The sequence below is a fragment of the Bacillus sp. FJAT-26390 genome, assembly GCF_001682865.1.
GTDB lineage: Bacteria > Bacillota > Bacilli > Paenibacillales > Paenibacillaceae > Pristimantibacillus.
This window is the reverse complement of record NZ_MAQX01000036.1, coordinates 123,522-146,782: the sequence shown is the minus strand read 5'-3', so window position 1 is coordinate 146,782 and position 23,261 is coordinate 123,522. Positions and strand designations below refer to the sequence as shown.

Here is a 23,261-nt window from a genome sequence, read left to right as displayed (position 1 = left end):
ATGTTATACAATAGTGACCTTTCTGCACGTGCAGCGAGGTCTTTTTTCTAAGAAACAGACCTTATACATAAGGACTTGTGGATAGGCAAGTCGACCGAAAGGATAGCGGGATTCTATGAATCAGGATCGTCGGCAAATTATCGTGAAAGAAATTGATCACTGGCGGAGAAGCAAGCTGCTGCCGGATCAATATTGTGACTTTCTGCTGAATTTATATGCTGATCAAGAAACGATCCATACAACCAAAGAACAGCATCATACAGTAGGAAAAGCGATTGCTGCTGTTTCAAGAGCAACGGGCATGCAATGGCTGCTTACATTTGGAACTTTTACCTTAATTTCCTTTGTTGTGCTTTATTTTAACGAATTTCATCCTTTATTGCAAATGGCTGTCGTGATAGGCGGAGCGGGCGTTTTTCTAAGGATTGGGCAACGGCTTCGCAAGCGGAATGAAGCGGCTGGATTGGCCATAACGAGCACGGGCATGCTTTTGATTTTAGGCGGCGGATTGTATATGCTGAACGTCCACGGCCTGGATCAATGGGGCTGGAAAACGGGGCTGCTTGCTTTCTGCTCGCTCTTTTGGGTCATTTATGGCATTGCAGCGCGCATTCCCATTTTGCATCTGTGTGGCTGGCTGGCTGCTCTGCTCGTTTACGCTTGGCTGCTGTCGCAATTCATGGAGCATTCCAAATGGTATGAAGTTCAGCTTTACTGGCTTCCGATCGCTTGTTTGTTCGGCTGGAGCAGCTGGTTTGTCAACCGGTGGTCGAAGCAGGTGTCCGCGGTACTATTCTTGACTTGTGCGCTCGTTTGGTTTATGCCTGAGCTTTATGCGATGATGTTTGTAGATGATGCTATTCTACTGCAGTTGCAGCTCATCATAAAAATTGCAGTCGGCGGGATATTATTATTTTCTATGCGAAAAAAATGGATGGTGTGGGTTGTATAATGTTAAAACTTTCAAGACGTCTGCAGCGTATTGCGGATTATGTAACGACAGGCTCGCGTGTCGCTGACATCGGCTCCGATCATGCGATGCTTCCGGTTTATTTGCTTCAAATCGATAAATGTCCTTCTGCGATTGCAGGGGAACTAAATCTTGGTCCCTTCGAGGCTGCAAGAAAACAAGGCGCTGACGCCGGCTTAACTGCCCGCCTAACCGTTCGCCAAGGCGATGGATTAAACGTGCTGCAGCCTGGCGAAGCTGACACCGTCACAATTGCCGGGATGGGCGGCAGCCTAATGAGCTCCATTCTCGAGGCTGGACGGGCAGCAGGGAAGCTTGAAGGGGTTAAGGAGCTAGTGCTGCAGCCCAACGTTGGGGAGGAAGCGGTGCGCGAATGGCTGCTTTTGCATGACTGGCAGTTAACCGCGGAGAGTATCCTTGAGGAAGACGGTAAAATCTATGAGGTTATGCATGCGATCAAGGCTTCGGATGCCAAAAGTCGCAATAGCGAGCTGTATGATGGAAGCTTCTTGAAGCTTAGCCTTGAGACGGATACGATTTTTAAAGTATTGAAGCAAATGGGGCCTTATTTGCTACGTGATCCAAAGCCGGAGCTGTTCAAAAAGTGGCGCCATGAGCTAAATAAGCTTGATCGCATTTGCGAGCAGCTTGCCGGCTCTGAGCTACCGGAGTCCGCTAGCAAGCGTGAACAATTTTTGGCGGAGAAGCATGTGATTGAGGAGGTTTTGTTATGTTTGCCCACGGTCAAACCGTAATTCAGCTGATGGAGCAGCTTGCTCCAAAGCACTATGCGGTTGAAAATGATAAAATAGGGCTTCAGCTCGGCACATTAAATAAGCCGATTACGAAGATTCTGGTTGCGCTTGATGTTACCGACGCTGTCGTAGATGAAGCGATTGAACATGGCGCTGAGCTGATCATCGCGCATCATGCGATTATTTATCGCCCGCTGGCTAAGCTTGATACGTCGACGGCTGCCGGACGCTTATATGAGAAGCTTATCAAAAATGACATTGCGGTTTACATTTCGCATACGAATCTCGATGTAGCGGACGGAGGCATTAATGATTGGCTTGCTGATCTTATCGGTATCGTTCCAGAAGGGCGCCAATGCTTAGAGGAGGTCCATACGGATAAGCTTTACAAGCTTGTCGTATTTGTCCCGGAGAGCCATCAAGAGCAAGTGCTGGAAGCGATTTGGCGCGCAGGCGCAGGCGAGATCGGCAATTACAGCAATTGCAGCTTCAACATAAAAGGGACTGGCACATTTGTTCCCGGGCCGGGTACAACGCCTTTTTTCGGAGCGCAAGGCAAGCTGGAGCAGGTTGATGAGATCCGAATTGAGACGATCGTTCCCTACAGCGTTCACCGCAAAACGGTGCAAGCGATGCTGAAGGCGCACCCTTACGAAGAGGTTGCTTATGATCTTTATCCAATTGATTTGAAAGGCCGTTCATTTGGTCTAGGCCGAGCAGGCAAGCTTGTGCAGCCTGTGACGCTTGGAGAGCTTGCTGAGCAGGCTAAGCAAATATTTGATGTGCCGGCAGTTCGCGTCGTCGGACCGCTTGACCGCGTCGTGCGGAAGGCTGCTGTGCTTGGCGGCTCGGGCGCCCGGTATGTGCGGCATGCGGTTTTTGCCGGTGCGGATGTGCTTATAACCGGAGATATCGATTACCATACGGCGCATGACGCGCTTGCGGCAGGCATGACTATTATTGATCCTGGCCATAACATCGAGAAGGTTATGAAGCAGCAGGTTGCGGATTGGCTAAGCAAGCAGCTTGCGAGCAGCAAATCAGAAACAGAAGTGATCGCTTCAACACTGAATACAGAGCCCTTTACCTTTGTATAAAACTCATTTAAAGTTCGTTTGGCGAAGTTGGCATTTACTATAGGGTTGAACTTTTGTGAAATATCTTGTATACTTATCGACGCTACGGAAAGTTTGACAGACAATCGCTGGCGGCCTTGTTGCCGCGAGAGGAAAGTCCGGGCTCCGCAGGGCAGGATGCTGGATAACGTCCAGTCAGCGCGAGCTGAAGGATAGTGCCACAGAAATGGACCGCCGATGGCCGGCTTTAGAGCCGGTACAGGTAAGGGTGGAACCGTGGTGTAAGAGACCACGAGGAGCATAGGTGACTATGTTCCTGGTAAACCCCATCTGGAGCAAGACCGAGAGGACGCCGCAGCCCCTAAGCTGCAGCCTTAGCCTGAGGCGCGTCCGGGTTGGTTGCTGGAGCCGTATAGCAATGTGCGGCCTAGATAGATGATTGTCGCTTCATCGTGGGAGGGTCGTTCCCGTTTGGACCACCAGAAGTACAGAACCCGGCTTACGGCAAACTTTCCGCACGACCTAACTAACTATAATAACAAAGAGCACCCATCGCATGCGATGGGTGCTTTATTGTTTAAAGAACTTAATGCTCGTATTTCGTTACGATGTGATCCAGCCTGCGTTTAACTTGATCCGGATAGGTTTGAAGAGCGCCTCCGAATTTTGAAGCAGCGTGAAGCGCTTTGTCGACATCGATCTCGCCATAGCCAAAATAGTTGTCCTTGCCTTTATCTCCTAAATCAATCGCTGATTTACGCATAATCTCCATGACCTCGACATTGGACAGCGCCGGATTGACGGAACGGATCAAACCTGCAAGTGCCGCAACATGCGGGCTTGCCATAGAAGTGCCTGATAGCGCTGCGTACTGACTGCCTGGATAGGTGCTCGCTATGCTGTCGCCTGGCGCGGCAACGTCAATGTAGTCGCCATAGTTGGAGAAGGAAGCTTTCTCCTTGCTGCTGTTCGTTGCAGCGACAGCGAATACCTCCGGATAAGCAGCAGGATAGCCTGGGCGATCCGTATTATCATTACCGCTGGCAGCGATCATAACGACGTCATGCTCATAAGCATATTTTATGGCGTCGTGAAGGAAGTCAGCCTGCGCATAGTTGCCTAAGCTCATGTTAATGACTTTGGCGCCGTGGTCAACCGCCCAAATGATTCCTTGGGCAACGGAATAGGTAGAGCCTGCACCGCTGCTGTCGAGTACCTTGACCGGCATAATTTTGTTATACCAGGATAGTCCGGCCACACCCTCGCCATTGTTAACGACGGCTCCGATAATGCCTGATACATGCGTACCATGGCCTACATCATCATCCGGGTCTGCTCCTTCATTAACGATATTGGTGCCTTTCGTAATTTTTCCCTTTAAATCAGGGTGATTGCTTTGCACGCCGGTATCAAGCACAGCAATGATAACTTGGTCATTGCCCTTGGATACATTCCAGCCCTTCTCGGTTTCGATGGACGGTAAATTCCATTGGTATTCCGAATAGAGCGAGTCGTTTGGAATGATGGCATCAGTTGTTTCATTCGTCATATACAGGTAATGCGGCTCTGTATATTCGGTATTCCAAGATTGCTTGAAATATTGGACAAGCTGATCCGTTTCAATGTTTTTGGAGCGGAATATAAACGTATCTCCGACTTGCTTGACCGATTCGGCGCGGATGTCCTTCTTCACGCGATCAAGCTCGTCCGGAGTAAGCGGCTTAGTGAAATGGACAACGACATCGCGTACATGATAGTGGCTGGCATTGCCATTGTCTTCGCCGGTGCGGACCGTCGTATCGGTCGTTGAGTTCGGCTTCACGGATTCAATTTTGTAATTGCCTTCGGCTGGATATGGAACAAGCCTGAGATTACGCAATTGGTGCTTCTCGACAGACTTTACAATATCCTGCTTAATGACGCCGACAACCCCGATGCTGGCGTGCTTGGAATCAGGCACGCCAAGCACCATGTAGCGACTGCCGTTTTTCGCTGTGAAGGCAGGCGATTCATATTTTGCGCCTTTGCTTACTTGTGCTTTGGCCTCGGCGACATACGTTTCGACTTGGCCTTTTTCCGTGGCGGGCAATGTACCGCGGTTAACGCTGCGTTTGCCGGAAATCCAGCTAATATAGGACATGTGCATGTGCTCGTGCATCATTTGCTTGATTTTTTCATCTGCTGCTGGTTTGGAGCCCATGCTTGTGCTCATAAGCTTTTGAAAATCTTTGGAACATTCCGTTGTGCAAAGCATGGAAGTTGCCTTCATGTCATTTTGTAGGGTAGCCATTTTGAGCGTGTGCTCACGCTTAACAGAGAAGCTTGAGCTTTGAGGCGTTTTTTTGACATCCTTTGGAGCAAATATTGACGTTGTAGGTATAAGCAGTGCAGCTAAGGCTAAAATTGTAAGGGCACCAATCCATTTTCTAGACATGCTTGAAACCTCCATTGATCGTTCTAATTGGGCTGTGTCTAATCTATAGGTTCGGGTTTCAAAGCGGAAAATATGCGGACAAAAGAGTCAATCGCCAGTACCACTTCCATGTAATTTGTGGTACGATATTGATGACTGTAGTTTTTACGTGTGTTTGGACTATGAAAGGGGAACTACCTATATGCCATCTGCTAACGTCAAATCGCTAACTGATTCAACTCGAACGAAGCTAAAGGATGCGGTAAATCAACTTGAACCGTTTCTGAATAACAATTCTCTGCTTACATTAACTAATGATGATCAAGGTGAAGAAGCACAAACGTTCTATAAAGGACTATTATCCGATTTGAGACATTTATTGGTGTTTTCTGAAGTCGCGGTTGAAAAACTGGGAGTTTTGCTCAGACGCCCCAATTTTGATACAGATTATGCGGAACGGGTGCTGTATGAGGTTTACCATCAATGCGTAAGCGCGTTTTTCTACCCGAAGAATGAGTGTTATTCCGAGGATGGCCGTTACGCGTATACCGGTCAAGATGCAATTCGTTTCCGTTTCAAACCGAGCCGCGACTCCCGCGATATCGTACTTAACGTTTCAAAAATTTTCGAGGAACTGCGTGACGAATTGGCCTACTACGAAAATGACTACATGACGCAGCGCCGCATGCAAGGACAAAAATAAGGCAGAATGAATCACCTCCGGTCAGGGAAACTTGATAGTGGAGGTGATTTTTTTATGCCAAAAGGCGTGACTTGTAGTGTCGCTAACTGCAGCTTCTGGAAGGAAGGCAACAATTGCGGGGCAAGTGCAATCAATGTTGAAATTGATCAGCATGCCAACGCCCATTTAAACGAAGAGTTTGCCGGGGATGACCTCGGGCTTTATCATCAAGACCAAGCGGAGCAGTCCAAGTCAACTTGCTGTCTTACCTTTAAACCAAAGGAGTGATGGTCGATGGGTAAATATGAGGATGATTATAAACAATTGCTGGATGATCGTGATGATTTTGAGGAAAAAAGCCATCCTATAGTGGGGTCGGATCGCTTGCTTGATGTGAATGAAGAAATGGCAGCGGATTTTGCAATAGGCAATTCTGGCGTGCATGGGGAGCGGAGAGAAGACCGGTACGTTGAAGTGGAACGAACAGATCGGGGAGAACGGGAAGTTGCTCGTTCAGGCGGTTATGCGCTTGGCTGGGTGTCACTCGTATTTGCGATTGTGTCATGGTTTATTTGGCCGGTATTGATGGGAGCTACAGCAGCCGTGCTTGGCTTCATCGCTTATCGACAAGGCGCACGCGGACTCGGTGGTTGGTCTATGGCGATCGGATTAATTGCACTTGCATTAAATTTAATTATCGTGCCCTTTTATTATGCGATTACCTAACTAATATGCAATAAAAAAAGAAGCTCCTTTCCAGCGAATGGGAAGGGGCTTCTTTTTTTGTTATTTCAAGGCTTGCTCACGATGCTTCTGCACCTCTACATTTAATGCCAGCATTTGCCTGTCCAGCAAATGGATCATATCGGCCGAGCCTTTAAGCTGCTCCTGAATATGTGGCGGAATTTGCTCATTAAATTTATAATAGATCTTGTGCTCCAAGCTCGCCCAGAAATCCATCGCAATTGTGCGGATCTGAATTTCGACGAGAACGTTTTCCGTCCGATCCGTAAGGAATACTGGAATTTCAATAAGCAAATGAATGCTTTGGTAGCCATTAGGCTTCGGATTGATCACATAATCCTTAAGCTCAACGACTCTAACATCGCTTTGCTTGCTAATCATATCGACGATTTGGTAAATATCGGTTGAGAAGGAGCAGATCACGCGCACCCCCGCAATATCGCGGATATGCTCTTTGGCATCCTCAAGCGTTATATCTAGACCTTTGCGTTGCAGCTTCTGCATAACGCTTTCCGGCGCTTTAATTCTCGTCTTCATATGTTCGATTGGATTGTAGTCATGAATAAATTGAAATTCTTCATTTAGAATGTTAAGTTTCGTTTCTACGGCATCAAGCGCAAATTTATAAGTTAGAAAAAAATGAGCCCATTGCTTTAGCTGATTGGTTTTCATTTGTAGATCACTCCTGAACTAACGTTTATGTATATGCTTATAATGGTCGATATTATAGGCCAAGTCAAATTTACACCAAACAGAGCTGTCAACAGATAGGAGACTAAACGATGATTATTGACATTCATAACGTATCTTGGGATCGAAACCATAAACAAATTTTGAAAAATATAAATTGGCAGGTGAACGAAGGCGAGCACTGGTGCCTGCTTGGGCTAAACGGCTCTGGGAAAACGACGCTGCTGAATATGATAAATGGGTATATATGGCCAACTGAAGGCAGCATGGCGGTGCTCGGCAAAACGTTTGGGGAGTTTGATTTGCGCGAGCTTCGCAAAAGCATTGGCTGGGTCAGCACCTCGCTGCAGCAGAAGCTGTATGGCAGCGAAACAGCGATAAAGATCGTGCTTAGCGGCAAATTTGCTACAATTGGCTTGTATGACCAAACCGATTCAGAGGATCTCGGCCGAGCGGAAGCTTTAATGAAGGCGCTGGGCTGTACGGCATTGATGGAGAGGACTTATGATACATTGTCACAAGGAGAGCGGCAGCGCGTTTTAATCGCTAGGGCGCTAATGGCGTCGCCGAAGCTTTTGATTTTGGATGAACCGTGTACCGGCCTTGATGTATTTGCGAGGGAGCAGCTGCTGCAGATGGTCGCTGCCGTTGCGGCCGAGAGCAATGCGCCGACGATCATTTATGTGACGCATCATGTTGAGGAGATTTTGCCCGTTTTTACGAAGACGTTATTAATTAAGGAAGGACAAGTCTTCGCAGCCAATGAAACGTCCGACGTGCTGACTTCAGCTCTAATGAGCGAGTTTTTTGAAGTGCCGGTAGATATTCAGCGTCGAGACGGGAGAAACTGGCTGTCTGTGAAGGGGGATTTATGGAATTAGGCTTACAAGACACGGAAATACAACGATACGAACCAAGCAAGTGGGAAAAAACGAAAACATGGCTAACAAACCGGTATGTAACAAGAAATGCCCGTGATCATCTCGTATGGCGAACGGCTACCGGCAGCACCGCCTTGTTCGGATCCTTATCGATGCTTGCTGCTGTCCTTGGGATGCCGACAGGTCTTGGCACAGCAATAGACATCATTATATTTTTAGCTATTAACGCTGCTGCTATGAGCATAGCTGCTATCTTGCTATCATTCCTTTTGAATCTAATGTATCTGCCTTTGCCGCGAAGATTCACAGCAGTTTGGATCTTTGTGCTCGTTGAAACATATATAATCTTATATTTTGCCGAACTTGGCATTATGATGTCGATTGTCGTTTCATTGGCGTTCACACTAGCAGGTGCATTTGCTGGAATTTTACTAGGATTACTATTCAAAATGCGAATAAAACCGGGCAGCAAGGCGCTTCTTGCATTTGGCTTTGCCTGTTTGATAGCCTTTGGTTATGTCTTTATTGATTGGCCGGGACCAGCGGCTGTGCCGCAAAGGGAAAGCACGTTTAACGATCAATTAGCCGATAGCGTTGTTTCTTTGGACTTGCCCAATCCTGCGGAGCAGGGAGCATTTACTTTCCAAGCCTTTACTTATGGAAGCGGGCAAGACAAGCATAGAGCGATTTTTGCGGATGAAGTCGGTGTGAAGACTACCCCAGTCGATGCGTCTGCCCATATAAGCAAATGGTCATCACTCAAAACAAAGTTTTGGGGTTTTGATGAGCATGATCTTCCTTTGAATGGTCGGGTTTGGATGCCAGAAGGTGATGGCCCGTTTCCAATTGCGCTAATGGTTCACGGCAACCATCTTATGGAAGATTTTTCTGACGGCGGATATGGCTATCTTGGTGAAATGCTTGCCAGCAAAGGCATTATAGCCGTTTCCGTCGATGAAAATTTTCTTAATTATTCGGTATGGTCGGGAATTCCCAATAATGATATGAAGGTGCGTGCTTGGCTGCTATTAAAGCATTTGCAGCAAATCAAGCAGTTAAACGATTCAGCAGGAAATCCTTTTTCGGATCGCGTAGATTTAGACAAGGTTGCCTTGATCGGGCACTCGCGAGGCGGGCAGGCTGTTGCGATGGCAGCGGATGCCATGCGGTGGTTCAAAGAGGATAAAACAATGAACAGCCTAAAAGACATTTCGATCCAATCCGTAATCGCGATCGCGCCTACGGACAAGCAGGTAGATGATAAGTCTGCCCGGTTAACCGATGTTAACTATTTAACGCTTCAAGGGGCTAGAGATGCTGACGTGAACAATTTTTACGGCGATCGCCAGTACGGCAGAACAGCCTTCACGGAGCAATCGGATAAGTTCAAAGCGGCATTATATATAGCTGACGCGAACCATAGCCAATTCAATTCAGACTGGGGAAGGATGGATGAGCGCCCGCCCGGCGGCTTGTTCTTGAATCGCCAGGATCTATTGGAAGCTGAGGAGCAGCGCCAAATATCAAAGGTGTATGTCTCGGCATTTCTGCAAGCGACATTACTCGGAGACGAGAGCTACAAGCCTTTGTTTAAAGACTATCGCACGGGATTAGCATGGCTGCCGGAAACGGCATATGTGAATCGATACGAGCAATCCGCTTTTACCGAAATCGCCCGCTATGACGATGGCAAACGGAAAACGGTGCTTAAGGACGGAGGCAAGGCTACTGCGACAGGCATGAAGGAATGGCAGATTGAATCTGCCGAGGACCGCGACGGGAAAAACAAAGGCACAAAAGGAATCGAACTGGAATGGAATAAACCCGGGGCACAATATGAGCTGGAGCTTTCTCCTAAGACGAGTATCGAGGCAGAAGGTTTAACGGAAGGCAATCTTGTGTTCTCTATGGCCAATCTTGAGCGTGATCTTGCCTCGCAAGTGGTTGCAGAAGATGAAGCTGAAACGTCAAACGCTGCAAATGACGCAGATGCCGCCGCTGCGGACACGGGATTGCCGCCGCTGCCAGCAGTTGAAATCGAGCTAACAACGGTGAACGGGGAAAGTGTGGAGCTGGTGCTAGACGATATTATGCCAGTAGCTCCGCCAGCATACACAGCCTTTATGAATCTGTCTTGGCTGGAAGAGCGAATAAAGGAAGAGAAATACAAAGAAGCGACAGAGCCTGTGTTCCAAACCTATGTGCTGCCTATAGATGAGTTTGGCACGGAGGGGAAGCCGATTTTGGCTCAAGAAATCAGCCGGATTACGTTCCGGTTCGTGAGCGAATCCGGGAAAGTCATGCTCGATGATATTGGATTTATGCCATAAGGATAAAAAAAAGCGGGATGCCTGGCAGAAGGCAGTCCCGCTTTTGTATCCTTATTTAACTTAAGCAGCCGAGCTTTCCTTCTCTTCTTTGAAGGTGAAGCTTCTTGCCGCATATAAGAACGGTGTCGAAACAAGGGAAACAATAAATTTAATGACATAAGTCGACAAGAAAATCGACAGCCAAAGCTTATTGTCATAGCCTTCAGCGCCAGCGAATGCAATCGTACAAAAAATGAACGTATCAACAAGCTGGCTTACTACCGTACTTCCATTGTTGCGAATCCAGAGCTGATTTGGAGCAGGACACAGACGTTTTAATACAGAATAGATCTTAACGTCAAGGAACTGGCTGACAAAATAAGCACACAAGCTAGCTAAGGCAATGCGAGGCATAAGCCCGAACAACGTTTCCAGCGCGCCCTGAACCTCAAGCGGAAATGGCTCGTTCAGCGGATTAAAGAGCAGCGCCATTTGCATAATAATAGTTGTGGCAATAAGGGTGAAGAAACCAAACCATACCGCTTTTTTAGCCGCTTTCTCGCCATATTTCTCGTTTAATAGGTCAGAGGCTAAATAAATCGTGCCGTACATGGTGTTGCCGAGCGTAATCGCTATAATCATGCCAAAAGCATGGATATCGATTGTTTTGACTACTTGAATATTGGCAAGCACGGTGGCCATGCCGATCCAAGCGTATATGCCTATCCGCCCGAAAAAACGGTAGGATAAAAGAAATAACGAAAAATGCACGAGCATAAAGATCGCGCCAAACCACAAATTAAACATCTTACATGTAACCTCCTAGTTTTGATAACGCGGGAGTTTTCGAACCGCGGATTGCAAGTATAGTGTATCAATTGACCTGTTTTTCTGCCTTTGTCATTATAAACGCTTCTTATGAGCGCGGCAATAGATTTTCATAAGGCGTTTCACATAGGCGGCAGAAGATGGTAGAATGGATGTTCCGTTTTAGGAATGGTATGATTATGTACTGGTTAGCCTTACTAAATAGTTAAGGAGTGTTATCATGACGAATCCAAATGAACAGTTGCAGCAAGAGCAGCAGCGTGTAAATGGCGTGACGGGGATCATCCGCTCGCGAATAGAGGAATTTCAAAAACAGGTAGGCGGGATGCGCGAGGATATTGTTGATATTCGTCGTAATTTCTGGGATGACGTAACGCTCAATTTTGAGGATGCGGCAGAATCAGCTGAATCGCACGCGAGCATGAAGCAGCAGGCAGAGGTGCTGTCGGAGCGCGAAAGAAGCCATCGCCATGCCGAGGAACAGCTCAAAACGCTATTAAAGCTGGAGCATTCCCCGTATTTTGGCCGAATCGATTTTGTGGAGCAAGGACAAACAAATTCGGAGCCGATTTATTTAGGCGTGGGCTCGCTGCTTGACGAAAGCGGCTATGATTATTTAATTTATGATTGGCGCGCGCCTGTCTCCAGCCTATATTATGATTACGGCCCGGGACCGGTCAAATATGAAACGCCGAGCGGATCGATAAACGGCGAAATGCTGCTCAAGCGGCAATATATTATCCGTGACGGACAGATTCGCAGCATGTTCGATACGGGCGTTACCATTGGCGATGAGCTGCTTCAAGAGGTGCTGGGCAAGCAATCCGACGCTCAGATGAAGAGCATTGTCGCCACCATTCAGCGGGAGCAGAACCGGATCATTCGTAATGAGCGCGCGCGTCTTCTCATCGTACAAGGCGCGGCTGGAAGCGGGAAAACGTCTGCTGCATTGCAGCGCGTGGCTTATTTGCTTTATCGTTATCGGGGCTGGCTGAATGCCGATCAAATCGTTTTATTTTCCCCCAATCCGATGTTCAACAGCTACGTAGCAACGGTGCTGCCTGAGCTTGGCGAACAAAATATGCAGCAAACGACGTATCAGCAATACCTTGAGCACAGGCTTGGACAAACATTTGCGTTAGAGGACCCTTTTTCACAGATGGAATATACGCTCGCCGCTGATCATGACAGCGAATATGAGGCTAGAATCGCCGGCATTACCTACAAATCCGGCGCCGAGTTTATGCGCCTGATCGATGGCTACGCTGCCGCGCTTGGCCAAGAAGGGTTGGTTTTTAAAGCCGTCACCTTTAAGGGGCGTACGCTCATTTCCCAATCGGACATTGCGGAGCAATTTTATAAAAACGACCGTTCCATTTCAATCGGCAACCGCATGCGCTTAACGGCTGAATGGATGTTGAAGGAGCTTACGAGACTAAGCCGAGAAGAGCGCGAGCAGGAATGGGTTAAGGATCAGATCGAGCTGCTGGACCAAGAGGCGTATGCCAAAGCCTTTGAAGAACTGCAGCGAAAAAATCGTTTTGCCGGCAATTCCTTTGATGACTTTGATGCGGAGCATGAGTATTTAGCGGCTATGGTCGTGCAGGCGAAATTCAAAAAGCTGCGCAGACGGGTGAAGCGTTTATCCTTTCTGGATGTGCCCGCGATTTACAGGCGCTTGTTTGAAAACAATCATTCCCTGCTGGAGCGCGTGAACGCGAGCGAGCATAAGCTCCCGGACAAGTGGAAGGAGATCAGCGAGCAAACGCTTGTTATGCTTAAAAGCGGGAATATTTTCTACGAGGATGCGACGCCATTTTTGTATTTAAAAGAAAAACTGGAAGGCTTCCATACGAATACGTCGGTGAAGCATCTGTTTATCGACGAGGCTCAGGATTATTCACCGTTCCAGTATCACTACCTAAAGCGCATTTTTCCTAACTGCAAAATGACCGTGCTCGGTGACCTTAACCAGTCGATATTCGCGCATGCCGTCGCAGGCAACGGATTCGATCCTTTATCGGAGCTTTACAGCGAGGAAGAAACGGAGAAGATCATTCTTACTAGAAGCTACCGGTCTACGCGGCCAATCGTAGCCTTCACGAGCCGAATGATTGACGGAGGCGACCAAATCGAGCCATTTAACCGTGACGGCGAAGAGCCAACGATTACCAAAGCTGATGATGAATCGCAGCTAGCGAACAAGATGAAGGACCGAATCGATCAATTGGTGCAGTCGGGCTATCAATCGGTGGCGGTCATTTGCAAAACAGCTGCTGAAAGCAAACGCGTGCACGCAGCCTTGCAGACTCATCTGCCTAAGCTGCGTTTGGTCGAGAAAGAAACGGTTACCTTTGAGAAAGGGATTATCGTCATTCCTTCTTATCTCGCCAAGGGCGTCGAGTTTGATGCGGTGCTTATTAGCAACGCCAGCCAATCCTATTACGGGCATGAAAGCGAAAGAAAGCTGTTTTACACGGCCTGCACAAGAGCCATGCATGAGCTGCATCTGTTTTATACCGATGAGCTCACGTCATTTATCCGTTAGTTTTATTTTCTTATTTCCGACCATATCTCATGAACTTCAATTTGAAGCTCCGAAGCGATCAGCTCTGCTGTGAGCCTTTGGGGCTTTAATATTTTTCCGTTGCGCAGCTTCGATATCGTTTGAATCGAGATGCCGGTTAAGGCAGATAGGTGACCTGCGGTTATATCTCTTTTGGCCATCCAAATGCGGAGCTTTACCGAGGCGTCGATTTGGTTGTCTATGGGGCGTAAATCCCAGATCACGAAGGCAAACTCGGACACGTCGCCATAGCCGTCGATGATAGGGGCGAGCGTGACGGACATTTCAAGCTCAATGCCGCTTTGCTTGCTTGTTGTAATCGTTATGCTTTTCTCTTTTTTATACTGATAGGCTTCCCGGAGCACTTCTCTCATGGAACCGTGATCCGTATCGGCGATAAACTGCATGAGCGTCTCGTCCTTTAAGTTGCGATCCGCTTCAAACAACAGGGGAGCGAGGCCATCTCTCACAAAACGGACATGCTGGTGGCTGTCCACAATACCGCTGATCAATACTTTGTTTCGTTCCGCTTTCTGCTCAATCCATTTGTAGGGGGTTAAGTCTTCAAAAATAACAAATGCGCGAATACGTTCATCTTGGCTGGATTTGGGCAAGGGCTGCTGATCAATGCGAACGGTGACTTGGCGCTTCAGCTTCGTATAGATGTTTACTTCGCTTTTTAATACTTGCCTGGAATTATCAATTTTATATTTTTTAAGCAAATAGCTGCTTTTTTTGGATTGCAGCTCCGCAAGCGTGTAGCCGGTTAACCGGAGAAAGGCTTGATTGGCATCATCGATACGCACCTCTCGGTCATTTTGACTCAAGAGAATCATCGGCTGATCCATCAGTTGAAAAATTTGGCTATAAATCGACAAAAATGAACACTCCTCTAACTACCATTCCGTTCCTTAACAAACAAGTAAAAGTATAAAATAGCCGAAGGGGACAAACAAGCCCATGAATTTGACATTTTCGTTTCAGTGATTCAAATGGGCGTTTTAGGTTTAATTAATTAAACTCGGTAGCTTAACGCTTACAAATCACGTGCATTTGGTGTTTTGCTTGTAATTAATCGCTCTTAACAAACGTACAGCAGGCTTTATTCTATTTTCATTTCCCGATAATATGGATAGCAGACAACTTCTATCAATAGGTATGAGCTATCAGGCAAACACACAGGGGAGACTGAATATGAACCAATGCAGCATAGAAAACTGTTTGAAGCCGATTAAAGCGAAGGATTTGTGCGCCATGCATCATCAACGACTGCTGCGCCACGGAGATCCCCATACTGTAAGGCCTCGACGCGAGAAGCAAGCCCCGAACTGCAAATGGATCAATTGTCCTAAACTATCGATTACGAAAGGTTATTGTTCTAAGCACTATTACATACAGCGTGTAATGGGGACAGGTCAGATCAATGTCACGAAATCTGACATAAGATAAATGAAGCTGTCGAATATCTATGAAAACAACTGTGTTTTTTTCATCAAACCATGTATAATGTGGTTACGGTAAATCAAGCACAGCTGTTTTTTGCCTATTCATAGATCATCCAACTGGGAGGTGAAACCACGAATGGTTCAAACGGCACCTAACGGATTATCGCACAAGGACCTCTATTTATTTAACGAAGGCAGCTCTTATCACAGCTACCGTTTTATGGGTGCGCACCTCGTCCGTGTGGGCAGAAATGATGGCGTCCGATTTACTGTATGGGCTCCAAATGCAGCAAAGGTTCGAGTTATCGGCGGTTTCAACAAGTGGGATGGGAAGCTTCATCCGATGGAACGTATCGGTACGACGGGCATCTTCACCTTGTTTGTTCCAAAGATCGGCGAAGGCGAATTGTACAAATACGAGATTGTGACTTCCGAAGGGAACGTCATTCGCAAGGCTGATCCGTATGCGTTTTTTGCCGAGCTTCGGCCTGGTACGGCCTCAATCGTAGCGGAGTTGCGCGGTTATGAGTGGGAGGATGAAGAATGGCAGCTTCAGAAGCGGGAGCTTCCAGCCTATTCGAATCCGCTGCTTATCTATGAGGTACACGCAGGCTCTTGGAAGATTAAAGGCAAAGAAGACTTTTTTACGTTTGATGAATTGGCTGATGATTTGATTCCTTATACAGTGGAATTGGGTTATACCCATATCGAGCTGATGCCCATCTCAGAGCATCCACTTGATCAATCATGGGGCTACCAAATTACTGGATTTTATGGCGTAACAAGCAGATACGGCACGCCTAAGCAATTGATGCGTTTTGTTGACAAGTGCCATCAGTCCGGGATCGGTGTTATTTTAGACTGGGTACCTGGACATTTCTGCAAGGATGATCACGGCTTGCGTCTATTTGACGGAAAGCCGATCTTCGAGGGTGCTGACGCTAAGCGCGCTGAGAAGCCGCTCTGGGGAACGCTTGCCTTTGATTTTGGCAAAAATGAGGTCGTAAGCTTTCTAATCTCCAACGCCATGTACTGGATGGATCTCTATCACATCGACGGCTTGAGAGTGGATGCTGTCGCCAGCATGATTAATTTACATATGGACAAACCGCCAGAAATGCACACTTACAACTACCTCGGCGGGCCAGACAACCTAGATGCTCTTCGCTTCATCAAGAAGCTCAATGAAACGGTGTTTCATTATTACCCCGATACCCTTATGCTTGCTGAAGATTCTTCCGCTTGGCCCGCAGTCACAGCACCAACCTACAGAGGCGGCCTCGGATTTAATTTTAAATGGAATATGGGCTGGATGAACGATATGCTGCGCTATATGGCGCTCGATCCGGCCGAACGCTCGCACCACCACCATCTCATCACGTTCTCGCTCCTATACGCATTCTCTGAAAATTATGTTCTACCTCTTTCACATGATGAAGTTGTACACGGCAAACGCTCGCTCTTAAACAAAATGCCTGGAAGCTATGAAGAAAAATTCGCGCAGTTGCGATTGTTTTACGGATATTGGATGACGCATCCCGGCAAGAAATTGTTATTTATGGGCAGTGAATTTGGTCAATTCGACGAGTGGAAAGACGGCGATATGCTCGACTGGATGCTCCTCGATTACGATACGCACCGCAGCATGCAACGATATGTAAAGTCGCTCAATCATATGTACAAGAATGAGCCTTCGCTCTGGGAGCGAGACAGCGATCCCGCATGCTTTGAATGGATTGACGTTCATAATTCAGCACAATCTGTCATATCCTTTATCCGCCGCGGAAAATCCAGCTTTTCCATCATCATTGCCAATTTCTCTAGAAATGACTATCAGCCATTTCGTATCGGTGTTCCAGAGCCAGGTTCTTATCGCTCTTTCATAAATAGCAATGACAAGCAATTTGGCGGAACGGAAACACAAACACAGCTATGCTACAGCAGCGAAAACGTCGCTTGGCACGGTCACGATCAGAGCATTGCGCTTCATTTACCCCCCTTTACATTCCAGTTCATCACCTTAGATCTGGGGGATACACATTGAGAGGGAGTTGGTGTCCATGGGCCGAAAAGAAATGATCGCTATGCTGCTCGCAGGAGGCGAAGGAAAAAGGCTAGGCGTGCTCACTAAGGATTTGGCAAAGCCAGCTGTCTATTTTGGCGGGAAATACAGAATTATTGATTTTACCTTAAGCAATTGCGCGCACTCAGGGATTGATACGGTGGGCGTATTGACGCAATATCAGCCGCTTGAGCTTAATCGCTACCTTGGAATCGGCAGTCCTTGGGGACTTGACCGCCGTGATGGCGGGATGACGATCCTGCCTCCGTTTATGAAACAAAAGGGCGGCGTCTGGTACAAGGGAACGGCGAATGCCATTTATCAAAATATGTCTTTCATTGAACCTTATAATCCTGAATATGTCCTCATTATTTCGGGAGATCACATTTACAAAATGGATTACGAGCTGATGCTGCAGCATCATAAGCGCTCTGGCGCCGACGTGACGATCGCAGGCATCGAGGTGGATTGGAAAGAAGCAAGCCGCTTTGGCGTGATGCACATCGATGATGAGGATCGCATAACCTCATTCGAGGAAAAACCGAAAAATCCAACGAGCAACATCGCATCGATGGGCGTTTATATTTTCACATGGTCGGAGCTTCAAAAATATTTGATTTACGATGAGGCAAGCCGCAGCTCCAATCATGATTTTGGCAAGGATCTGATTCCTGCCATGATGAGGGACGGAAAACGTCTGCATTCCTATCCGTTCAAGGGATACTGGAAGGATGTTGGTACGATCGAGAGCTTATGGGAAGCGAACATGGACCTCATCGCCGACGAGCCGCCGCTAGAGCTTGCCGACGCCGACTGGCGCATCTATTCGGTTAGTCCTAATCAGCCGGCACAGCATATCGGATCTACCGCGGAAGTATCCGCTTCGTTAATAACGGAAGGCTGCATGATTGAAGGCATCGTGGACCGATCCGTTCTGTTCTACGGCGTCAAAGCAGCAAAAAACACGGTTATTACCGAGTCCGTAGTCATGCCTAATGTACGTATAGGTGAAGGCGCGCGCATTTATAGAGCTATCATTGGCGAAGGGGCAGTCATACAAGCGGGCGTTACGATCGGCAGCCCTGATGATGATGCCATAACCGTTATTGCTGTTGATCAATACGTGACGAACGACCATTTGCTGCAGGAGGTGGAGCACTCATGAAGCATAAAGTCATGGGCGTCATCAATCTAATTCATGAGACTGACGAGCTTGAACGACTTACACAGGGACGCTGCCTCGCAACGGTACCCTTTGGCGCACGCTATCGCTTAATCGATTTTGTTCTGTCGAGCATGGTCAATTCGGGCATTTCTAAGGTAGCCGTATTCGCTCATACGAAATACCGCTCGCTTATGGATCATCTTGGCTCAGGCAAGCACTGGGATTTACAGCATCGCCAGAGCGGATTATTTGTGCTACCGCCGGCAACGGACGATATTCAGGAGATCAGCCGCGGCGATCTGTACCATTTCTATCAGCAGCGTGATTATTTTAATCGCTCATCGCTCGATTATGTGGTGATTACTCGCAGCCATATGGTGTGTAATATAGATTTTGAGAAGGTCATTCAATTTCATCTGGAGAAAGAAGCCGATATTACGGTTGTGTGCAAGCAGCAGGAGGATTTGCTGTCGGGCAAAGCCCGCAAGGTGCGGATGAATGATGAAGGCCGCATCACCTCGATTCAAGATCACTATGGACGGATGACCAGCGATATCAGCTCCATGGAGATGTACGTTATGCGCAAGGATTTGCTTATGGAGCTGGTAGAAACCTCGCTTGCGCAGGGCCAGGATCATTTGGTTCGCCATGCTATTTTTTCCAGGCTCGACAAGCTGAACGTTTATGGGTACATGTATGAAGGCTACTTGGGTGTCGTCAATACGCTGAGCAGCTATTATCGCAATAATATGAATTTACTCGATCCCGACGTGTGGAAAGAGCTTTTCTACCAGCCAGGCCCTATCTTTACCAAGGTTAAGGATGAGCCGCCGGCACGGTATTTAGGAAGCTCCAAGGTTACGAATTCGCTTATTGCGAACGGCTGCCGCATTGAAGGCACGGTTACCAATAGCATCATATTCCGCGGGGTACATGTTCAAAAAGGCGCGGTCATCAGCAACAGCATCGTTATGCAAAACGGCGTTATCGGGGAAAATAGCTTCCTCTCGCACAGCATCTTGGACAAAGATGTTCGCGTTGAAGCGGATCGTGATATTAGAGGCGCCGCAAGTTCGCCGTTTCTAGCAGGAAAACGGAAAATCATATAATACAATTTGCTCGCTAGAGCCGTCCTAAAGATGAGACTCCAGTTGGGTTGTTGAAGGCGCTCATACCGCGTCAATTAGAAAGGAGAATCCTATGAACATATTGTTCGCAACCTCTGAAGCGGTGCCGCTAGCGAAGACGGGTGGTCTCGCCGACGTTGCAGGGGCGCTCCCTAAGGCGCTGAATAAACGGGGCGTTGATACCAGAGTCGTATTGCCAAAATATGAAGAAATTCCAGCCGCACTTATTGGGCAGTTCGAGCAAATTGCCCATTTTACCGTATCGTTTGGCTGGCGCAACCAATATTGCGGCCTGCTCAAAGCGGAGTTTGACGGAACGATTTATTATTTGATCGATAACGAGTTTTATTTTAAGCGAAAAGGGCTTTACGGCTATGGCGATGATGCGGAACGGTTCGTTTTTTTCTGCTTTGCCGTGATGGAAGCGGTCCGATATATGGAATTTCATCCTGATATCGTGCATTGCCATGATTGGCAAACCGGCCTCATCCCGTTCCTGCTGAAGACCCGTTATTATTTCGATCCGGCGTGGGCCTACACCAAATCGGTATTTACGATTCATAACCTGAAGTATCAAGGTTTGTTCGGCATCGACCTGCTGAAGGATCTGCTGGGAGCGGGCGATGACATGTTTCTTACCGACAGCTTGGAATTTCATGGTGCCGGCAGCTGCATGAAAGGCGGTCTCGTATATGCAGACAAGCTGACAACGGTCAGCGGCACATACGCGCAAGAGATTCAAACCGAATATTTTGGCGAGAGGCTGGATTCGCTGCTTAGATACCGTTCAGGAGATTTGATCGGAATCGTGAACGGCATCGATGACGAGCTGTTTGATCCGATGAATGATAACGCGCTAGAGGTGCCATACCGGAATTCGATCAGCCGCAAGCGAAAAAATAAAGTAGAGCTCCAGCGCGAGCTGGGACTGCCGCAATCCGAAGAGGTGCCTCTTATCGGAATTGTATCCCGGCTTGTGGAACAAAAGGGCTTTGATCTGATCGCCGCTACTTTCGAGGAGCTGCTTCAAGAGGACGTTCAATTTGTAATCTTAGGTGCGGGTGAAGGGCGTTATGAGCATTTCTTGAATGATGCCGCATATCGCCATCCCGATAAGGTTGCAGTATGGATAGGCTACGACGACAGGCTTGCCCGCCGCATCTATGCGGGCTCGGATATGTTTGCGATGCCTTCTCAATTTGAACCCTGCGGTCTAAGTCAGCTGATTGCGTTGCGCTACCGTACCGTGCCGATTGTTCGCGAGACAGGAGGACTTAAGGACACGGTACAAGCCTACAACGAATATACTGGCGAAGGTAACGGCTTCAGCTTTACGAATTACAATGCGCACGATTATATGTACACCGTACGCAGAGCGTTAGCTCTTTATCGTAATGAGGAAGCTTGGAAGCAAATTGTGTTTAACGGCAACAAGGAGGATTACAGCTGGAACCGTTCTGCCAAAGCCTATATATCCGTTTACTCACAACTTGCAGCGCATCGAAAGGAGAAGGAATCATGGCCCGTCATCTTGTAATCGGCAACGGAAAGATGCTTCTTAATTTGGATCAGCACTGTTATATTCGCGATATTTATTATCCGTACGTTGGACAGTTGAATCATGTAGGCGGTCAGTATTGCCGCTTAGGTGTCTGGGTGGAAGGCGCTTTTAGCTGGCTTGATGAGCCGGAGTGGAGATTCGATTTGGATTATATCGAGGATTCCTTAGTGACGAACATTACAGCGAAGCATGATGGACTGGGAATCGAGCTTCATATGAATGACGGCATTCATCAGCGCGAGTGCATTTATATCAAGCGGGTTGTCGTCCGCAACAGAACAAACGATCCTAAAGAAGTCCGTTTGTTCTTCCATCAGGATTTGATGATCGATGGCACGGAGGTTGGAGATACCGCCGTCTATTATCCGGAGAATCATACCCTGTATCATTACAAACGGAACAACTACTTTATGTTCAACGGCTTCTCTGACGAAGGCGGCATGACGCAATACTCGACAGGCATAAAAAGGTTTCAATCCGCAGAAGGCACTTGGCGCGATGCGGAGGATGGCGTGCTGATGGGCAATTCGATTGCCCAAGGGTCCGTGGACAGTACGATCAGCTTCCGAACGGTCGTTCAGCCGAACAACGATAAGACGATTTATTATTGGATGTCTATCGGCCAAAATCTCGAAGAAGTAAAAGAGCTGAACCAATACGTACAGGAAAATCATCCGGAGAAGCTTCTCAGCCGAATGGTTATTTACTGGAAGCATTGGCTGCGCCGCGCAGAATCCGATCTTGGCGATTTGCCGCATGATGTTGTGAAGATGTTCAAGCTAAGCTTGCTGCTTGTTCGAACGCAGGTTGATGAACGCGGAGCAATATTGGCTGCGAATGATACCGATATTTTGCAGTACAATCGTGACCATTACAGCTATATGTGGCCGCGTGACGGCGCCCTTATTGCTGACGCCATGTCGATGGCCGGCTATCAAAGCGTGATCGCTCCGTTTTTTCACTTTTGCGCGCAAGCCTTATCGCCAGATGGGTATTTGTATCACAAGTACAACCCGGATGGCACCGTTGGCTCCAGCTGGCATCCTTACATCGTGCAGGGAAGCAGACGTTTGCCTATTCAAGAGGATGAGACAGCTCTCGTGCTGTTTGCCTTATGGAAGGACTATTCGCGCAATCAAGTCATTGAGCTGCCGCAGTCGCTGTACAGCAATTTAATTCGAAAGGCAGCAACCTTTCTAAGCTCCTATATGGAGCCATCCTTGTCGCTGCCAAAGCCAAGCTACGACCTGTGGGAGGAGCGCTACGGCATTTGGACGTATACGGCTGCTTCTGTCTATGGCGGCTTAATGGCTGCTTCGTTCTTCACCGATCTGTTCGGCGATTATGAGCGCAGCGACCATTACAAAAAAACGGCAGAAGAGATTAAGCACGGCATCATTACCCAACTGTGGGATGAAGATGCCGGACGGTTCGCGCGCGGCCTTATTCAGAAGGACAATCGCTGGGTGAAGGATATGACGCTCGAGAGCAGCTTGTTTGGCGTTCTTGAGTTTGGCGTATTGCCTGTTGATGATTACCGCGTCGTGCAAACGATGCTGGCGATTAAGGAAGGTTTGCAGGTGAAAACTCATATCGGGGGCGTCGCTCGCTACACGAATGATTATTACTTCCAGCAATCCGGCGAAATTGATAAGGTTCCCGGCAACCCATGGATTATTTGCACGCTTTGGGTAGCTAATTTCGAGATTGATTCAGCCAAATCGCTTGAAGAGCTGGAAGGACCGCGCCGCACGCTGCAATGGGTATCCGATCATGCGCTCAAAAGCGGCTTGCTGCCGGAGCAGCTTAATCCGTTTGACGGATCGCCGCTATCGGTAGCACCGCTAACGTGGTCGCATGCGACGGTAGTCCACAGCGTAAGCAAGTATGCGGCAAAGTATAAGCGTCTTCGATTGGAAGCTGAGGCTAACGGTTTGCTATAAAGCTTCAAAACAAAGAATGAAATAAACTTAAAAAAAGCCTGTAT

Annotated in this window: 18 protein-coding genes and 1 other RNA gene; 15 read left to right on the top strand and 4 right to left on the bottom strand. The window is 47.8% G+C overall.

From position 1 onward, the window contains the following. Window positions 1-115: 115 nt before the first annotated feature. The 4 genes from A7975_RS31355 to rnpB all read left to right on the top strand — a co-directional run bounded on the left by A7975_RS31355 (window position 116) and on the right by rnpB (window position 3,318). On the top strand, window positions 116-952 hold the full coding sequence (locus tag A7975_RS31355; protein WP_065387753.1) for a hypothetical protein: 837 nt from the start codon (window positions 116-118) through the stop codon (window positions 950-952). Beyond that, on the top strand, window positions 952-1,725 hold the full coding sequence (locus A7975_RS31350; RefSeq protein WP_065387752.1) for a tRNA (adenine(22)-N(1))-methyltransferase: 774 nt from the start codon (window positions 952-954) through the stop codon (window positions 1,723-1,725). The genes A7975_RS31355 and A7975_RS31350 overlap by 1 nt, the downstream gene beginning before the upstream one ends. Next, window positions 1,701-2,822: a Nif3-like dinuclear metal center hexameric protein gene (locus A7975_RS31345; RefSeq protein ID WP_065387751.1), complete on the top strand. Its 1,122-nt coding sequence runs from the start codon at window positions 1,701-1,703 to the stop codon at window positions 2,820-2,822. The genes A7975_RS31350 and A7975_RS31345 overlap by 25 nt, the downstream gene beginning before the upstream one ends. 88 nt (window positions 2,823-2,910) lie before the next feature. After that, window positions 2,911-3,318, top strand: an RNA gene (gene rnpB / locus A7975_RS31340) — RNase P RNA component class A. A gap of 69 nt (window positions 3,319-3,387) precedes the next feature. Here rnpB and A7975_RS31335 read toward each other — a convergent pair. Next, window positions 3,388-5,235: a S8 family peptidase gene (locus tag A7975_RS31335; RefSeq protein ID WP_053376802.1), complete on the bottom strand. Its 1,848-nt coding sequence runs from the start codon at window positions 5,233-5,235 to the stop codon at window positions 3,388-3,390. 181 nt (window positions 5,236-5,416) lie between these two features. Between A7975_RS31335 and A7975_RS31330 the strand changes: the two genes are divergently transcribed. The 3 genes from A7975_RS31330 to A7975_RS31320 are packed head-to-tail and all read left to right on the top strand — an operon-like array spanning window position 5,417 to window position 6,622. Then, on the top strand, window positions 5,417-5,917 hold the full coding sequence (locus A7975_RS31330) for a YpuI family protein (RefSeq protein ID WP_053376801.1): 501 nt from the start codon (window positions 5,417-5,419) through the stop codon (window positions 5,915-5,917). Window positions 5,918-5,971: 54 nt separating this feature from the next. After that, complete coding sequence (locus tag A7975_RS31325; RefSeq protein WP_065387750.1) at window positions 5,972-6,184, top strand: DUF1540 domain-containing protein; 213 nt, start codon at window positions 5,972-5,974, stop codon at window positions 6,182-6,184. A 6-nt stretch (window positions 6,185-6,190) separates the two neighbouring features. Continuing rightward, on the top strand, window positions 6,191-6,622 hold the full coding sequence (locus A7975_RS31320) for a hypothetical protein (protein WP_053376799.1): 432 nt from the start codon (window positions 6,191-6,193) through the stop codon (window positions 6,620-6,622). 60 nt (window positions 6,623-6,682) lie between these two features. On the opposite strand, the gene A7975_RS31315 is transcribed toward A7975_RS31320, so the two are convergent. Further along, on the bottom strand, window positions 6,683-7,312 hold the full coding sequence (locus tag A7975_RS31315; RefSeq protein ID WP_053376798.1) for a GTP pyrophosphokinase: 630 nt from the start codon (window positions 7,310-7,312) through the stop codon (window positions 6,683-6,685). Between the two features lie 110 nt (window positions 7,313-7,422). On the opposite strand from A7975_RS31315, the gene A7975_RS31310 reads away from it, so the two are divergent. Together A7975_RS31310 and A7975_RS31305 are read left to right on the top strand one after the other, a co-directional pair. Beyond that, entirely contained in the window at window positions 7,423-8,211 is a 789-nt protein-coding gene (locus A7975_RS31310; RefSeq protein WP_176707850.1) for an ABC transporter ATP-binding protein, read from the top strand. Then, entirely contained in the window at window positions 8,202-10,541 is a 2,340-nt protein-coding gene (locus A7975_RS31305; protein WP_065387749.1) for a poly(ethylene terephthalate) hydrolase family protein, read from the top strand. The genes A7975_RS31310 and A7975_RS31305 overlap by 10 nt, the downstream gene beginning before the upstream one ends. A gap of 60 nt (window positions 10,542-10,601) precedes the next feature. Here A7975_RS31305 and A7975_RS31300 read toward each other — a convergent pair whose 3' ends face one another. Further along, window positions 10,602-11,327 carry a queuosine precursor transporter gene (locus A7975_RS31300; RefSeq protein WP_053376796.1) on the bottom strand — a complete coding sequence of 242 codons (726 nt, stop codon included), beginning with the start codon at window positions 11,325-11,327 and terminating at the stop codon, window positions 10,602-10,604. 241 nt (window positions 11,328-11,568) lie between these two features. On the opposite strand from A7975_RS31300, the gene helD reads away from it, so the two are divergent. Beyond that, window positions 11,569-13,896, top strand: coding sequence for an RNA polymerase recycling motor HelD (gene helD / locus A7975_RS31295; protein WP_065387748.1), 2,328 nt, complete (start codon window positions 11,569-11,571; stop codon window positions 13,894-13,896). A 2-nt stretch (window positions 13,897-13,898) separates the two neighbouring features. On the opposite strand, the gene A7975_RS31290 is transcribed toward helD, so the two are convergent. Then, entirely contained in the window at window positions 13,899-14,792 is an 894-nt protein-coding gene (locus A7975_RS31290) for a PAS domain S-box protein (protein ID WP_053376794.1), read from the bottom strand. Window positions 14,793-15,495: 703 nt separating this feature from the next. Here A7975_RS31290 and glgB point away from each other — a divergent pair. From glgB to A7975_RS31265, 5 genes are all read left to right on the top strand, one after another. Beyond that, window positions 15,496-17,403, top strand: a complete 1,908-nt coding sequence (gene glgB, locus A7975_RS31285) for a 1,4-alpha-glucan branching protein GlgB (protein WP_053376793.1) — start codon at window positions 15,496-15,498, stop codon at window positions 17,401-17,403. A 16-nt stretch (window positions 17,404-17,419) separates the two neighbouring features. Continuing rightward, the gene (locus A7975_RS31280; protein WP_065387747.1) at window positions 17,420-18,586 is read left to right on the top strand and encodes a glucose-1-phosphate adenylyltransferase; all 1,167 of its coding nucleotides are present in this window, start codon (window positions 17,420-17,422) and stop codon (window positions 18,584-18,586) included. Continuing rightward, window positions 18,583-19,695 (top strand): glucose-1-phosphate adenylyltransferase subunit GlgD, encoded by a 1,113-nt coding sequence (gene glgD, locus A7975_RS31275; protein ID WP_065387746.1) that lies wholly within the window; start codon window positions 18,583-18,585, stop codon window positions 19,693-19,695. The genes A7975_RS31280 and glgD overlap by 4 nt, the downstream gene beginning before the upstream one ends. A 91-nt stretch (window positions 19,696-19,786) precedes the next feature. Next, on the top strand, window positions 19,787-21,250 hold the full coding sequence (glgA, locus tag A7975_RS31270; RefSeq protein ID WP_053376790.1) for a glycogen synthase GlgA: 1,464 nt from the start codon (window positions 19,787-19,789) through the stop codon (window positions 21,248-21,250). Then, complete coding sequence (locus A7975_RS31265) at window positions 21,232-23,217, top strand: glycoside hydrolase family 15 protein (RefSeq protein WP_053376789.1); 1,986 nt, start codon at window positions 21,232-21,234, stop codon at window positions 23,215-23,217. The genes glgA and A7975_RS31265 overlap by 19 nt, the downstream gene beginning before the upstream one ends. Window positions 23,218-23,261: the final 44 nt, after the last annotated feature.

Coding starts and splice junctions, on each gene's coding strand:
- A7975_RS31355 (WP_065387753.1), top strand. CDS start 116: ATGAATCAGGATCGTCGGCAAATTATCGTGAAAGAAATTGATCACTGG.
- A7975_RS31350 (WP_065387752.1), top strand. CDS start 952: ATGTTAAAACTTTCAAGACGTCTGCAGCGTATTGCGGATTATGTAACG.
- A7975_RS31345 (WP_065387751.1), top strand. CDS start 1,701: ATGTTTGCCCACGGTCAAACCGTAATTCAGCTGATGGAGCAGCTTGCT.
- A7975_RS31335 (WP_053376802.1), bottom strand. CDS start 5,235: ATGTCTAGAAAATGGATTGGTGCCCTTACAATTTTAGCCTTAGCTGCA.
- A7975_RS31330 (WP_053376801.1), top strand. CDS start 5,417: ATGCCATCTGCTAACGTCAAATCGCTAACTGATTCAACTCGAACGAAG.
- A7975_RS31325 (WP_065387750.1), top strand. CDS start 5,972: ATGCCAAAAGGCGTGACTTGTAGTGTCGCTAACTGCAGCTTCTGGAAG.
- A7975_RS31320 (WP_053376799.1), top strand. CDS start 6,191: ATGGGTAAATATGAGGATGATTATAAACAATTGCTGGATGATCGTGAT.
- A7975_RS31315 (WP_053376798.1), bottom strand. CDS start 7,312: ATGAAAACCAATCAGCTAAAGCAATGGGCTCATTTTTTTCTAACTTAT.
- A7975_RS31310 (WP_176707850.1), top strand. CDS start 7,423: ATGATTATTGACATTCATAACGTATCTTGGGATCGAAACCATAAACAA.
- A7975_RS31305 (WP_065387749.1), top strand. CDS start 8,202: ATGGAATTAGGCTTACAAGACACGGAAATACAACGATACGAACCAAGC.
- A7975_RS31300 (WP_053376796.1), bottom strand. CDS start 11,327: ATGTTTAATTTGTGGTTTGGCGCGATCTTTATGCTCGTGCATTTTTCG.
- helD (WP_065387748.1), top strand. CDS start 11,569: ATGACGAATCCAAATGAACAGTTGCAGCAAGAGCAGCAGCGTGTAAAT.
- glgB (WP_053376793.1), top strand. CDS start 15,496: ATGGTTCAAACGGCACCTAACGGATTATCGCACAAGGACCTCTATTTA.
- A7975_RS31280 (WP_065387747.1), top strand. CDS start 17,420: ATGGGCCGAAAAGAAATGATCGCTATGCTGCTCGCAGGAGGCGAAGGA.
- glgD (WP_065387746.1), top strand. CDS start 18,583: ATGAAGCATAAAGTCATGGGCGTCATCAATCTAATTCATGAGACTGAC.
- glgA (WP_053376790.1), top strand. CDS start 19,787: ATGAACATATTGTTCGCAACCTCTGAAGCGGTGCCGCTAGCGAAGACG.
- A7975_RS31265 (WP_053376789.1), top strand. CDS start 21,232: ATGGCCCGTCATCTTGTAATCGGCAACGGAAAGATGCTTCTTAATTTG.